Consider the following 13,782-nt stretch of genomic DNA (forward strand, 5'->3'; position numbering starts at 1 on the left):
CTCTAGTTGCATTGCCAAGGGTAAAGCTTCCTCTAGGATTACTGCCTTCTCCATTTGTTCTTAGCTTGCTCCCAGTCAAAAGATGGTGGATGTTCTGCCATTTTCACTCACATCCGGCGCCCGCGAGTCAGTGGATAATTCTGTCTGCAAATTAGGGGAGCTATAACAACTAAAGTCGCGGCTACATGAGCAAAGCTGTATCTTCTCTCTTCAGGGTGCGGGATATATTTGCCAAAATGGGATACACCCGGTACTACCGCTATTGCCTATCTGGCTCAACGCCCAGCTGCTTGAGCCTAACCAGCAGTTCCTCCACCCGTTGTTGCGCCAGTTCTCTTTATTGTCATTCTTCTTGAGCCTGTTGCTGTGCTAGTTGAGCCTGTTGCCGTGCCAGTTCCGCTTGGTGCTGTGCCAGTTCTTTTTCTTGTTTTTCTTGTTCAGCTCTCTCTTGTGGTGTTGGGATCGATTGCCTCTGTGAACTGAAAAACCGCAACTTTGACTCATAAAACCCGACTTCAGGGGGCGACAAGCGCCCTATAAAGCTTGCTGTATAAGCGTTACGGCTCTCACCCCCCGTTGATAAAATGCCCTGAAATTGCCAACCTTGCTGATTAATTCTTGTACCCATTGCTGACACGCATGGAAGGCAACTATCCAATTGTGACCATATAAACCTATCCAAAAATTGCTATGTCTTATTCTTATTCTTCTTGTTTCTTTTGGGCGACAAATATAAGGGGCAACTTGGATAAGAGCGCTCTAGCGCAACAACGTACCCACAATGCAAGTAACTAGCAACTTGTGTTAGTAATAAAACCGTTCTTTTTTATCATATAAAGGCAAAAACTGCTACGCCTGTTTTTAGCTTTTTCATCTTATTGTCAATAAGTTCAGTATTTCAAAGAGGGGCGCAAGGGCGCAAGCCCTTTGGGTATAAGGGTTTGGGGGCGCTTGTCCCCCCCTGAAGCTACTGCTGAATTAAGTAGGTGCAGGTAAATAAAGTGAAAATCGTTATCTAAGCATAGGGCCCGCTCCAATGCCCACCCCACAAGAATTTCAGATCTCTTGTGGGGTGGGCGTCGGTGCCTGCCCTGTGTTCAGTTTATTTATACTCATCTACTTACTGGACTGGCAGAGTGCTGGAAGCATTGGGAAATATGACGGTGGCTCTCGCAGGCCGATTGCAGTGCCCTGTCTTTTGCACTTGCTCTACCGGGCATGAGGCGAGGTGAAGGAGGCTTTGCCAACCTTGTAAACTTTTGTTGCAATTACGAGCCGTTTTTGCGGCTTTTTTTTGAGTTATGCCCCAATTTGGGAAAAATTGCCTCTAACTCGAAAAATTGACCGGAATTGCCAAGTGAATACGTCTTTAAAGTGTAAGCGGAAAAAAGTACTCCACCAGGGAGTCCACACCAAGTGCAACCGGAGCTAATGGCGAGCGAGCGAGTGCAACGCGGAAGTCAGAAGCGATGGGGAAGCGGTTAAATAACTCATAGTAGCTTCTTTGGCTACCGGATATGGAAAGTACTATCAAGAGAATTCAGAAAATCAGGTCATATTCTCAATCAGTTGCTAGCTCAAAACTGTGGGATCAGCCTGAAGATATACAGTCAGCTTTTTGGCAGGAATGGCAGGCGTATCGAGATCATCTTTACCGTTGCTGTCTCAAGTGGATGAACTCGAACCCAATCGATGCCGAAGATTTACTGAGTCAGGGAATGCTTAAAGCCTGGAATGAATGGCAAAACTCTGGCATTAAAATTAAATATCCTAAAGCTTGGTTAGCTAGAATTAGCTATAACTTATGTATGGATATTCATCGAAAACGGCAACGAGAAGCACCAGTAATTGAAAACATCGACGATATTCAATTTGAAGATTACCCAGCATTCGCTTCTAGGGCAAAATTTCCTGAATCTAATCTTCTAGATCTAGAGATGAAGGCATATCTTCAAGATAAAATTAAATCCTTGCCTACCAGACTCCGCGAGCCTTTTGTCTTATACTACTGCCAAGAGAAGTCCTACAAAGATATTGCCAAGCAACTCGCCTTCTCTGAAGAGAATGTTCGCAAATGCATTAGAAAGGCACGGATAATTCTGCAAAGGGATTTAAACAAATATCTCGCCGGGGAAGATGCTACTTCTCTAGATTCCCTGTCGCCATCCTTAAATTTGGTAACTTTTTTGGCAGAAAAGTCCGAACCTGAATGTAATTGGTCATTACCGATCGCAACAAAAAGCAAGCAGGAAGAAATTAACTATAAATTCACCGTAATATGTCTGGAAACATCGTCAACTCATTGGTGCAGCTCTGCCAATCTTCTGGGCTGGAGATGAATGCTCACTTGGTTTTAGAGGAAAAGCCAACTAGACAGGAGCAGAAATTCATCACCTTAAGTAAGTATGTCCAGAAATATCCCCAGGGATGGAAAAAAAGATTAGAATTGGCTGATTTGCTTTACGAAATGGGAAATTGGCAACAAGCCGTTTCCGAATATCATCAAGCGATCGAGCGGCAACCTCAATTACTTGATGTGCGGCTGCAATTGGGGAAAATCTTGCAGTTGATGAGACGAGAAAAAGAGGCTATAGAAGTATATGAAAAAGCCAAATCGTTATCGGAAAACGAAGCTACTCAGCATCATATAAATGGCTTGATCGCAGTTTGTCGGGGTGAGAGTCAGAAGGCGATCGTCGCCTTTAAATTAGCAGCAAATTTAGAACCTGACAAAGTAGTTCACTGGTTGGCTTTGGCACAGGTGCATCAGGAGATAGAAAATCCTCTTGGTGTACTAAGTGCTTTGGAGCATGTTTTGTCAATTAACCCAGATGATGTTGTGGCATTGATTTACAGCCATGACACGCTGATGGCGGTGGGGGATATTCCAGCAGCTAGAGGGCAATTGAGCAGGCTAATAACCCTAGCTGGAGATGATTTTCGGGTACTGCAACGACAAATCGAGCGACGCTGTCAGATGAGATTGGTTTCTGGTAAGGAGGGGAAACTGACTAAAAAAATGATTACCTCTTTACTGCAACAGACTCCCCATGGGGCTGAGGCTCACAAGTTGCTGGCATATTATTACATTCTGCGGGGAGATTGGGCGCAAGGTGTAGAAGTGTTAGCCAAGTTTACCGCAGAACATCCCCATCATCCCTATGGTTGCTATTACTATGGGCGGTGCTTGTTTGAGACGGGGGAATATCAGAGGGCAGCACAGATGATGGGGAAAGCTTATCATCTGTATCCTCATGATTGTGAAATTTATCGGGGGTTGTGTGAAATTTTACCCGTTGCCACCTCTCCCCTGGCCCCTCTCCTGGGAAGAGAGGGGAATTTTGCGACCTCTCCCCTGGCCCCTCTCCTGGGAAGAGAGAGGGATGGGAAATGGGGAATGGGCAATGTAGTGGAGGAGATGCTGAAGCGGTTTCCTCAACGCTGGAGTGTTTGGGCGACTGCGGGGCGGGTGTTGGTGGAATGCTTGAAAGAGATTGAAAGGGGGTGTCAGGTTTCTCAAGAAGGAACAAAACTACAGCCTCAGTTAGCTGATGCTTGGTTTTGTCATGGGCGGGTGTTGGCTTTGGCTGGAAAACATCGGGAAGCAGTCGAGGCGTGGGAGAAAGGATGGGAGTTTTTACCAGTCGGGGGTTATCTGCAATCCGTACCGGCGGCGGTGTGGTTGGGGGAGAGTTATGGAGTGCTGGGGGATGTTGGGGCTAGTAAGCGATGGTGGGAAGCAGCTTGTGAGGGATGTCGGGAATTGAGAGAGTTGAATCCGGCGATGGCTGATTACTGGTTAGGGAGAGCTTTGCTGGGATTGGGGGATAGGTTGGGGGCGATACAGGCTGATGAAAGTGCTTTGAGTCAGCAGTTGTTGCATCCGACTCGTGGGGAAGTTGAGAAGGTTTTGCGGCGGCTCAAAGGTAAGGGGAGAAAGGGTTTGGGGGATTGAGGGTGGATTTTGGGGGAGAAAATTTGCCTGTAACTCGAAAAATTCCCAAATTGGGGTTGGGAAACGTCTTAAAAGAGGAAGGACAAAAAGCTAGTCCATCTATAAATAGGGGTATGAGAATCATTTACTAATACCCCAGGTTTAGCAAAAAAATCTCTGAAGGGAAGGTAATGCTATGAGTTCTGAAGTGGAATTGTTAGTAGAGAAAAAACAACTGGAATTATGGGAGAGTAATGAGCTTCGATTAATTCCACCCAAATTTTTAAAGTACTACGAAGAACTGCTGTTTTATCAACAAAGGAACAATGTCAATGACGACAAAGCAGTAGGTCATGTGGGAGAGCTGTCTGGGGTCGTAGTACCTCCTGTAGGTTCTGAGCTTCAACGAGCCGGGTTCTTCAATTGGGGAGATGTAGCAAGTACGATTTACAACTTTATCCTAAGAACTACAGGCTTTAATCCAGCTAATGTAGATGCACAAACCAATGAATTCCGAGATTTTCTAAACATGTTTGCTAGTTGCCCATATTGGAATGGTCTTGACTTCGGCATTCAGTATAGGGATGTCAACATCTACGCTCAAGACTATAGAGATGCTGTTAATGCAGTTCAGGATATGTTGGGTGGTTTTATGACCCAAACAGCGAGAGATCAACTCATTAATAGCATCAGACAAGTATCTGAAAATGCTGCGAGAAGTGGAGGAAGGGAGCAGAAGAATAGTTTGTTTAACAACGGAGTTATCAGTGGAAACAATAAAGGTTTGTATGTCTTCGTTATTTACTCATTTGTAAGAATGGTGCAAGTACAACAAGGAAAACACAACGTTCTTCAACAGGAACTACGCGTAGTTGCAGCACACGGTCTATTGAATACCGATTTTTGCAACAGGAATGCGGCGAACATAATTCGATATGATAGGAGCAATATTGATGAATGGGAAAGGGGGGGAGGTGCCAACAATTTCCCACCAAATAATAGTCCTGGCTGGCCTGCCTGATACAGTACTGCTTTATGGACACAATGGTTAAGGGTGGGCGCGGTCACAAAGCACCCTACATCACCACCCAAGCCTGAATTCCTGAAGGTATAAAACTGTGTGTGGAGAAGGGCGATCGCTCTTTGTTTGATTTATAGACAAGAGGGCGATCGCTTTAATTTTTAGGTAGGGTGGTAGCCTCTAAAAAATAGTGCAGGTGTGTACTTCAACTCTGTTTTTGGAAACAATAGGAAGCTAATACTATGAGTGATGATCTGGAATTGATACTGGAGAAAAAACAACTGGAATTATGGGAGAGTAATGATTATCCATTATTTCCACCCAAACTGTCATCATATGAAAAAGAACTGGCGTACTATCAACAAAAGATCGCTAGCCATGGCGACCAACAATCAGTAGCTCATGTTGGAGATTTGTCTGAGGTCGTAGTACCTCCTGTAGGTTCTCGGCTTCTTGAAGCCGAGTTCTGTAATTGGGGAGACGTAGCAAGTACGATTTACAACTTTATCCTAAGAACTACAGGTTTTGATCCAAGTAGTGTGGATGCACAAACCAATGAATTCCGAGATTTTCTAAACATGTTTGCTACTGCCCCACATTGGAATGGTCTTGACTTCGGCATTCAGCACAGGGATGTAAACATCTACTGTCAAAACTATACTGAGGCTGTTAATGCAGTTTCGGATATGTTGGGCGATTTTATGGGAGAGACAGCACGAAAACGAGTCATTGAGAGCATCAAAAAAGCCGCTGAATTAGCTGCGAAAAGTGGAGGACCAGAAAATAAGAATGTTTTGTTTAAGAACGGGGTTATCAGTGGAAACCAGAATGGTTTGTATGTCTTCATTATGTACTCATTTGTAACAATGATACAAGTACAACCAGGAAAACACAACGTTCTTCCACAGGAACTCCGCGTAGTTGCAGCACACGGTCTATTGAATACCGATTTTTGCAATAGGAATGCCGAGGCTATAATTAAATTTGGAAAGATGACTCTTGATGAATGGGAAAACTTAACAGCGGCCGCAAATAAACAACCAAATACCAGTCCTGGCTGGTTTGTCTAACACAATAAAATTTTGAGAGAGTTATTTATTCTCTAAGGGTTAAGGGGAGTTAATCTCACATGTAGTAGTCGCCAAGACGCTTAGCACTCAGTGAGTTGACCGAGTACCGTAGCGACATGATGATTGCGGGCGGTGTGGATACCGACAATTCAATCTTCATGTACATGTGCTTTAGCTAAAACAGAAAGAAGCCTCACACCATACCCTTACGGGTATGGTGTTGAGATGAATTTCAAGACAAAAACGAGACACCCTTCAATCGTTTTTTACTGTTGACAATTTCTCTAAGGTATCTGACAAACTTGTAGATCCTAGTAGTTTTTGCTGTTTCCTAAGCCATTTTTTAACTGTAGGTGTAACAGTTAAATTTAGTTTCTCTTTTTTCTCCCCATAACTTGTATCTCTCATGTTGACTTGCTTGCTGATATACGCCTATATTACGTAGTAATACATTAAGGAGGTGATTGCAAGTGGTACGGCTGTCAGCAAAATCTAATCAACCCAAATGAAGACTTAAAAGCAGTACTGCTCAGAGTCTCACAAACTAACTAATTGCGGCATTTACTATGCTCGTAAACTGTTTTTTAAGACTGGCAGATTAATCGGTAAGTACGATTTAGAAAAGGAATACAAAACCAATAAGCACTATCAGGTATTGCATTCTCAGGCTGCACAGCAAATATTAAGGTCTGTTGCCGAGTCGTTCAAGTCTTTTCCTCTGTTTAAAACACAGTTATGTGGCCCGTGCTTAGCAGTTCGTAAATTCTGGGGATTGCCCCAAACTGTAGAGAATCCTCAAAAATTTTGGATTTCCTATATCCTCAAGGCACCAGTATCGGAAGTAAGGGAAGTGCTGAAGCATGAAAAACTTGTCTATATTACGTTTATCAACACTCCAGAAGAAGTGGTCATCGCTGGCGACTTGAAAGGCTGTTTGAGAGTTATTAAAATTCTCAATTGTCAATCTTTTTCTATCAACTTCGACAGCGTGTTGCACTGCGATGTGGCGAATTCTGAATCCGAGGAAATTGTAAAATTGCATACAATTCCTATCCATGAAATACCCGATATTCAGTTTTATTCGGGAATCGATTGCGCTTTAATTACCATTAATAGCAATAATCTTGCCCATAACGCCGCCAAACTTTGCTGTCAAACTGTCGATTTCCCCACACTCATTAACCGTGTCTATAAAGATGGTGCCAGAATATTTATCGAGCTAGGGGCTGGAAACAACTGTTCCCGATGGATTGGTGAAACACTCAAGCAAAAAGAGCATATTGCCATGTCCATCAATACCAAAGGAGTTGATGACCATACTGGGATTGTCAGAGTTTTAGCAAAACTCGTGAGTCATGGTGTTTCTCTGGACTTATCTCCCATCTATTGTTCAAAACCTGAAAGTTCCGCTAAAGTTCAATCAGTTATTAAAAAAGTTACCTTAGGTGGTTGCAAGATTCATTCCACAATCTTGACTGGAAAAAATCGGAAAAATTTCGCAAATCAAGTCATGCCCAATTCTCAATACCCCATTGACCATTCCCAAGAGCAAATGATGAAGATAGTGCAGCTACAAATAGCTGTATCCCAGCAGTTGCAGAATCCTAATCTGCCCGTTCAAGATAATGTTCAGCTAGCCACTGGAACTTATAATTATCTGTCCAAGACTTACACAAAGCCTGATAATATTGTTTGGGATGAAGCAGATTTGCTGGAATTCGCCGAAGGTAAGATTTCCCGTATCTTCGGTGAAAACTATGAAATAATCGATTCCTATTCCCGGCGAGTAAGACTACCGATGCCTCCTTATCTATTGGTGAGCAGGGTGACCAAAATAGAGGGTGAAAGAGGTAGCTACAAACCATCTTCAATCACAACAGAATACGATATTCCTCACAATGCTTGGTACTCTGTTGATGGTCAAGTTCCTTGGGCAATAACCGTAGAGTCAGGCCAGTGCGATTTATTATTAATCAGCTACCTGGGAATCGATTTTCAAAATAAAGGTGACCTGGTTTATCGCCTACTAGATTGTACCCTAACGTTCCTAGACGATTTACCAAAAGAGGGAGAAACCCTGCGTTACGACATCAAAATAAATTCCTTTGTGCGAAGCAAATATAATTTCCTATTTTTCTTCAACTACGAGTGCTTTGTCGGGGATAAAATGATTCTCAAAATGGACGGAGGCTGTGCTGGATTCTTTTCCGACGAACAACTGGAACAAGGAAAGGGAATTATTTTCTCCGATAAGGAACTTGAGGAGCGAAGCAAGATTCAAAAGCAATCCTTTGACCCCTTACTGGTCTGCCAAAAATCAACTTTTGATGAGTCAGATATGTTACACCTCACCAAGGGTGACATTGCTGCCTGCTTCGGAGACCATTATTGGCAAGACGGCTTAAATCCCTCCCTGCGCTTGCCTCCAAAGGCAATCCTAATGATTGATCGAGTCACGTCAGTAGAACCCACAGGGGGAGCTTGGGGTAATGGTCTAATTATCGCCGAAAAAATTCTCGACCCGGAGCATTGGTATTTCCCCTGCCACTTCAAAGACGATCGGGTACTAGCTGGTTCCCTGATGGCAGAAGGCTGCGGTCAACTCTTGCAATTCTATCTCCTGTATTTAGGATTGCAGACTTGTACTACCGACGCTCGATTTCAACCAATTCCAGGTCTGCCACAGGTGGTACGTTGCCGGGGACAGGTCACTCCCATTTCTGCAAAATTAATCTATCGGATGGAAATCACTGAAATTGGTATAACACCGAAACCTTATGCAAAATGTAACGTTGAAATAATCCTAAAGGACAAAATTGTTGTTCACTTCAAAGACCTAGGTTTGCAGTTATCCGAAAAGAATCCCAGTCGTTCAATCCCTGTTGAACAAGCTATAAAAAATTCTCAAAAGAAGGCAGAATTACCCCGGAAGCCAGCCTTATTGAATAAAGAACAAATCGCAGAATTTTGCACGGGTTTGGTTTCCAAGTGTTTTGGTCCAGAATACGAGATTTATGATAACGGCGGTATAAAAGCTTCACGGATGCCCAATACTCATCTCAATTTGGTGCATCGTGTATTGGAAGTCAACGGCAAACGCCATCAACTCACAAAAAATTCAAGTATCGTTACTGAATATGACGCTCCCGCAGACCCGTGGTATTATCGCCAAAACTCATCTCCAACCCTACCGTACTCGATTTTAATGGAGATGGCTCTGCAACCTTGTGGTTTTCTTTCTGCTTATTTAGGAACAACTTTGCTGTATCCAGATCGGGACTTGTACTTTCGCAATCTTGATGGACAGGGTCGCCTTCTCAAAGATGTGGACATTCGAGGAAAGACTGTCACTAACACCGCAAGATTGCTCTCCTCATCGAAAATCCAGGGCGTGATTATTCAAAGTTTTGATTTTCAATTGTCTTGCGATGGCGAACCCTTCTATGAAGGAAATGCAGCATTTGGTCATTTCAATCCCAAAGCTTTGGAGAATCAGGTAGGACTGGATGGTGGCAAGAATGTTCGACCCTGGTACGCAACAGAAAATATTACTGGACTACCTGAAATAAAAGTTGATTTAAGGAGTCAAGATAGTCGAGCCAAGTTTTATCACCGCAATCAGGATCAACCTTATTATCGTCTAGCGCAGTATCAATTAGATCTGCTCAATGAAGTGCGACTTGTTGAAGGCGGTGGGCGCTATCAACAAGGCTATATCTATGCCAGAAAAGAGGTCAAGCCAACCGACTGGTATTTCAAGTGCCATTTTTACCTAGACCCTGTCATGCCTGGTTCATTAGGGGTCGAGGCAATTTTGCAAGCTATGCAAGTCTATGCCTTGCATCTTGATTTAGGAAAACAATTTAAATCTCCCCGTTTTGTTCAACTCACAGACCATCAAATCGTTTGGAAATATCGCGGGCAGATTCCTCATGGTCAAACTGAGATGTATTTAGAGGTTCATATTTCCAAGATTGATGTCACACCAGATCAAGTCACCCTAATAGGTGATGCCAGTTTGTGGAAACCAAACATGAGAATTTATCAAGTAAAAAATGTCGCTGTTTGTTTAGTATAATGGAAAAAAAATCTATGATTGAACTCGAACAAGCTTCTCTCTCTTGGGGATTGCCGTCTCTGAGTCCTTGATGTACCTTTGGCATCACCTCTGAAAAAACACGCGCTTGAGCTTGGCAATCTTCAGCCTTATTGCGATCTCATGAGGGCAGAATTTTACGCGGAAGAAGAAACACAGGCATGGCAAACCCAATTCTACCAAATATTGGCATAAAATTAGTAAAATCCATTGTAGACTTGAACTAGAGAAATAAACTATGTTGGCAATACCTCTGACACAAAAAGAAAATGGTCTTTGTTTCTCTGGACATCCCAACAGTCAAAATCCAGTCTGGCAGGGAGCTTTAAATTCTGTGGCTTTTGATCAAGAGGGTATCAAGGGTAAACTGCTGAATTTAGTCAAACCCTGTTACATCGTTAGAAAGCAAGGTCAGATTGGCATTACCAACGAAGGTTATCTGGGTGATGCTAATAATAATAGTAATGGCAAAACTAGCCCAGTAGAAACCCTGACGGCTGTGCCACCGCTGCTTCCTCAACAGTTGGGAGACCCAAGTTTCCTGACTTTTCACGGCGTAAAATATGCCTATGCCACTGGCTCAATGGCAAATGGCATTGCCTCAGAAGAACTGGTTATTGCCCTGGGCAAAGAGAAAATTCTCAGTTCCTTTGGTGCCGCTGGCCTAGTTCCTTCCCGGATTGAAACTGCTATTCACCGCATTCAGCAAGCGCTTCCCCAGGAACCTTACGCATTTAATTTGATCCACAGTCCCAGTGAAGCTGCAATCGAGCGGGGTGCCGTCGATTTATATCTTAAATACGGCGTGACGACCGTAGAGGCTTCAGCATTTCTGAATTTGACGGCCAACATTGTCTATTATCGGGCAGCTGGCCTCAGTCTCAATTCGGGGAATCAAATCGAAATCAAAAATAAAATAATTGCCAAAATTTCTAGAACAGAAGTTGCGACTAAATTTCTGCAACCGGCACCAGCCAAAATTCTCAAGCAACTGGTTACTCAGGGTCTAATTACTGAATTGCAGGCCACCCTAGCAGAAAAAATTCCTATGGCTGACGATATAACTGTAGAAGCTGATTCTGGCGGTCATACGGATAATCGCCCACTCGTTTGTCTCCTGCCTTCCATTCTTGCTCTCAGGGATGAAATTCACCAAAAATACGGTTATGAAAGACCCGTGAGAGTCGGATCAGCAGGAGGAATTGGTACGCCGCAGTCAGCATTAGCAGCATTTATGATGGGAGCAGCCTATGTGGTGACTGGCTCGATTAACCAATCCTGTGTGGAAGCTGGGGCTTCTGTCCATACTAAAAACTTGCTAGCTCAAGCGGGTATGGCTGATGTGATCATGGCACCATCAGCTAATATGTTTGAACTGGGGGTGAAATTACAAGTCCTTAAACGCGGCACTTTCTTTCCAATACAAGCGCAGAAACTCTTTGATCTCTACGAGAGCTATAACTCAATTGAAGAAATTCCGCCCCAGGAAAGAGAGAAATTAGAAAGCCAAATATTCAGAAAGAGTATAGAGTCAGTTTGGCAGGATACCGTAGCTTACTTTTCCCAACGAGATCCTGCTCAAATAACCAGGGCAGCTAACAATCCAAAGCGCAAAATGGCTCTGATTTTTCGCTGGTATCTGGGGCTGTCTTCCCGCTGGTCTAACACTGGGGAAAAAGACCGCGAAATGGATTATCAAATTTGGTGTGGACCGGTGATGGGTTCCTTCAACGACTGGGTGAAGGGTTCTTACCTGGCTGAGCCAAATAACCGTCGTGTAGTTGACCTTGCCCACCACATTATGACTGGATCCGCATTTTTATATCGACTGCAAAATTTGAAACTACAGGGACTGTGGATGCCTGCACAATATTGGAACTACTGTCCAAAACCTCTTTGTGTAACTTAAAGGATAAGTTTGCCGTTTTTAAAGCATAAGTTTGCCGAACATTGTGACTGGAAGGGGTGACAAGCAGCTCAAAACTCTGATGGCTGACGGGGCTTGATTAAATCTCGACAAAACCGGACAACCTTTGTCTAATATTGGTTTTCTCGTCAATAGTCAGAGAATTTTTGCAACTTGACCCCGACTCGTCGCCCCCCAACCGATAAATTCAGGACTTACGCAACAGGTACAAGCTTACGCAACTGTCAAGGCGCGACCATAGGTGATGGAAATTGTGGGACTTTTAAGCTCTTGAATTAGATAATTGGAGAGTAATCGGTGCTTCAGTTGATAGATAGTCTGCCCAGTTTTGTCAGCTAAGTCTTTAAACCTAAGCCAAAACTTGCATAGCACGAGGCTTTCATGATTTCTTTGAATTCTTCCCTGACGACATTGACAAGATTCAATCCCAGTTAGTTGCTTAATTTCAAGGGTGTTACTCCTCAATTTTCCAACGGATAGCACACAAGAGTTGTGTGGTTGGGGGAGAGTTATCAGGCGCTTGCGGATGAACCTTGCAGTCGGAAATGGTGGCAAGAAGCTTACTACTACGCCTATGCACTAATGAAGTTTAACCCCACTACCGCTTATTACTGGCAAGGGAGGGCATTGTCGGCATTGGGTGATGTGACGGGCGCAAGTTCGGCTTACCGCCGTGCCTTGTCTGGGCATTTGCTCTACCCAGCACGAGGAGAGGTGAACCAGGCTTTGAAACAATTGTAAACTTTTGTTCACAAATGTTCCTATTTTTGAGGCTTTTTTCGACTTATACCCCGATTTTGAAAAAATTGCCTCTAACTCGAAAAATTAGACAAATTGCCCTCTGAGAGCGTCTTTAAGGTGTAAGGATCCTGTATGCAAAACACGGATCGGGGATGCGATATCTACACTACCCCTCCCCTAGAGAGGCAGTGTAGATAATGAAGCTGGGAACTCAACCCCTCACATCATGTTGGTTTGTATCCTTCTTGTTAAGACAGCAGGTGAACAACCTCACCCCCAACTCCTCTCCATACATGGAGAGGGGAGGAGATCGGGCGATCAGTAAATAAGGGCTTTAGGTATCTTCAACAAGGATGCTACAAATTGACTCAGTTTTTCATCCAGTTTATTAACTAATAAAACCATGATCGAACTAGAAAATGTCAGCGGCCTCAGTCCACCTTCAGCGAGTCAAAAAAAAGCAATTCTAAACAGCGGACTCCTCGAAGAATTCTGCAAGAAACTAAGCAAAGACGGCAAGGGCACAATAGTCTCTATTGGCTCTCAGGAAAGCCGAGGTACGATCGTCAGTAAAGAGGATACTGCAGAAGTATAACAATGACGGGTTTGCCAACTTCCAGATTCAGAACAATACCACAGGAGGGGTTACGAGCCTCTCTTTTGCGGCGCTGTTCATGCAGCCCAATCAGGAATTGGGCGGTCAAGATGTCATAGAAGCCTTTACTAGGAGCCTCAACAGCGCAGGAACGCAGGCTGCCCGTTTGAGAGCATAAGCTGGGCACTGGCTGTCTGTTGGCAAGAGCGATCGCGCTGTTTGACTGGGTGCGATCGCGTTTTTACTTTGTCTACCAGCTCTAGTTGCATTGCCAAGGGTAAAGCTTCCTCTAGGATTACTGCCTTCTCCATTTGTTCTTAGCTTGCTCCCAGTCAAAAGATGGTGGATGTTCTGCCATTTTCACTCACATCCGGCGCCCGCGAGTCAGTGGATAATTC

10 protein-coding genes are annotated in these 13,782 nt (G+C 43.9%); 8 read left to right on the forward strand and 2 right to left on the reverse strand.

The genetic code is table 11. The features are described from left to right. Positions 1-343: 343 nt before the first annotated feature. Positions 344-628, reverse strand: coding sequence for a hypothetical protein (locus tag ACE1CM_RS09460; RefSeq protein ID WP_374877162.1), 285 nt, complete (start codon positions 626-628; stop codon positions 344-346). An 889-nt stretch (positions 629-1,517) separates the two neighbouring features. Here ACE1CM_RS09460 and ACE1CM_RS09465 point away from each other — a divergent pair. The 8 genes from ACE1CM_RS09465 to ACE1CM_RS09500 all read left to right on the forward strand — a co-directional run bounded on the left by ACE1CM_RS09465 (position 1,518) and on the right by ACE1CM_RS09500 (position 13,384). Further along, positions 1,518-2,339: an RNA polymerase sigma factor gene (locus ACE1CM_RS09465; RefSeq protein WP_374877163.1), complete on the forward strand. Its 822-nt coding sequence runs from the start codon at positions 1,518-1,520 to the stop codon at positions 2,337-2,339. After that, on the forward strand, positions 2,336-3,955 hold the full coding sequence (locus ACE1CM_RS09470; RefSeq protein ID WP_374877164.1) for a tetratricopeptide repeat protein: 1,620 nt from the start codon (positions 2,336-2,338) through the stop codon (positions 3,953-3,955). The genes ACE1CM_RS09465 and ACE1CM_RS09470 overlap by 4 nt, the downstream gene beginning before the upstream one ends. A 175-nt stretch (positions 3,956-4,130) precedes the next feature. Continuing rightward, positions 4,131-4,955 (forward strand): hypothetical protein, encoded by an 825-nt coding sequence (locus ACE1CM_RS09475; protein ID WP_374877165.1) that lies wholly within the window; start codon positions 4,131-4,133, stop codon positions 4,953-4,955. Positions 4,956-5,197: 242 nt separating this feature from the next. Continuing rightward, positions 5,198-6,025, forward strand: coding sequence for a hypothetical protein (locus ACE1CM_RS09480; RefSeq protein ID WP_374877166.1), 828 nt, complete (start codon positions 5,198-5,200; stop codon positions 6,023-6,025). 772 nt (positions 6,026-6,797) lie between these two features. Further along, positions 6,798-10,103 carry a hypothetical protein gene (locus ACE1CM_RS09485; protein ID WP_374877167.1) on the forward strand — a complete coding sequence of 1,102 codons (3,306 nt, stop codon included), beginning with the start codon at positions 6,798-6,800 and terminating at the stop codon, positions 10,101-10,103. A 256-nt stretch (positions 10,104-10,359) separates the two neighbouring features. Next, entirely contained in the window at positions 10,360-12,030 is a 1,671-nt protein-coding gene (locus ACE1CM_RS09490) for a PfaD family polyunsaturated fatty acid/polyketide biosynthesis protein (protein WP_374877168.1), read from the forward strand. A gap of 510 nt (positions 12,031-12,540) precedes the next feature. Then, entirely contained in the window at positions 12,541-12,789 is a 249-nt protein-coding gene (locus ACE1CM_RS09495; RefSeq protein ID WP_374877169.1) for a hypothetical protein, read from the forward strand. 403 nt (positions 12,790-13,192) lie between these two features. Beyond that, positions 13,193-13,384 carry a hypothetical protein gene (locus tag ACE1CM_RS09500; RefSeq protein ID WP_374877170.1) on the forward strand — a complete coding sequence of 64 codons (192 nt, stop codon included), beginning with the start codon at positions 13,193-13,195 and terminating at the stop codon, positions 13,382-13,384. Positions 13,385-13,521: 137 nt separating this feature from the next. Here ACE1CM_RS09500 and ACE1CM_RS09505 read toward each other — a convergent pair whose 3' ends face one another. Beyond that, positions 13,522-13,695, reverse strand: coding sequence for a hypothetical protein (locus ACE1CM_RS09505; protein ID WP_374877171.1), 174 nt, complete (start codon positions 13,693-13,695; stop codon positions 13,522-13,524). Between the last annotated feature and the right edge of the window lie 87 nt (positions 13,696-13,782).

The sequence above is a fragment of the Microseira sp. BLCC-F43 genome (assembly GCF_041929235.1).
Lineage (GTDB): Bacteria > Cyanobacteriota > Cyanobacteriia > Cyanobacteriales > Aerosakkonemataceae > Microseira.

What these genes read in the sequence shown, in the direction of transcription:
- ACE1CM_RS09460 (WP_374877162.1), bottom strand. Translation starts at nt 628, where the DNA reads ATGGGTACAAGAATTAATCAGCAAGGTTGGCAATTTCAGGGCATTTTA.
- ACE1CM_RS09465 (WP_374877163.1), top strand. Translation starts at nt 1,518, where the DNA reads ATGGAAAGTACTATCAAGAGAATTCAGAAAATCAGGTCATATTCTCAA.
- ACE1CM_RS09470 (WP_374877164.1), top strand. Translation starts at nt 2,336, where the DNA reads ATGAATGCTCACTTGGTTTTAGAGGAAAAGCCAACTAGACAGGAGCAG.
- ACE1CM_RS09475 (WP_374877165.1), top strand. Translation starts at nt 4,131, where the DNA reads ATGAGTTCTGAAGTGGAATTGTTAGTAGAGAAAAAACAACTGGAATTA.
- ACE1CM_RS09480 (WP_374877166.1), top strand. Translation starts at nt 5,198, where the DNA reads ATGAGTGATGATCTGGAATTGATACTGGAGAAAAAACAACTGGAATTA.
- ACE1CM_RS09490 (WP_374877168.1), top strand. Translation starts at nt 10,360, where the DNA reads ATGTTGGCAATACCTCTGACACAAAAAGAAAATGGTCTTTGTTTCTCT.
- ACE1CM_RS09500 (WP_374877170.1), top strand. Translation starts at nt 13,193, where the DNA reads ATGATCGAACTAGAAAATGTCAGCGGCCTCAGTCCACCTTCAGCGAGT.
- ACE1CM_RS09505 (WP_374877171.1), bottom strand. Translation starts at nt 13,695, where the DNA reads ATGGAGAAGGCAGTAATCCTAGAGGAAGCTTTACCCTTGGCAATGCAA.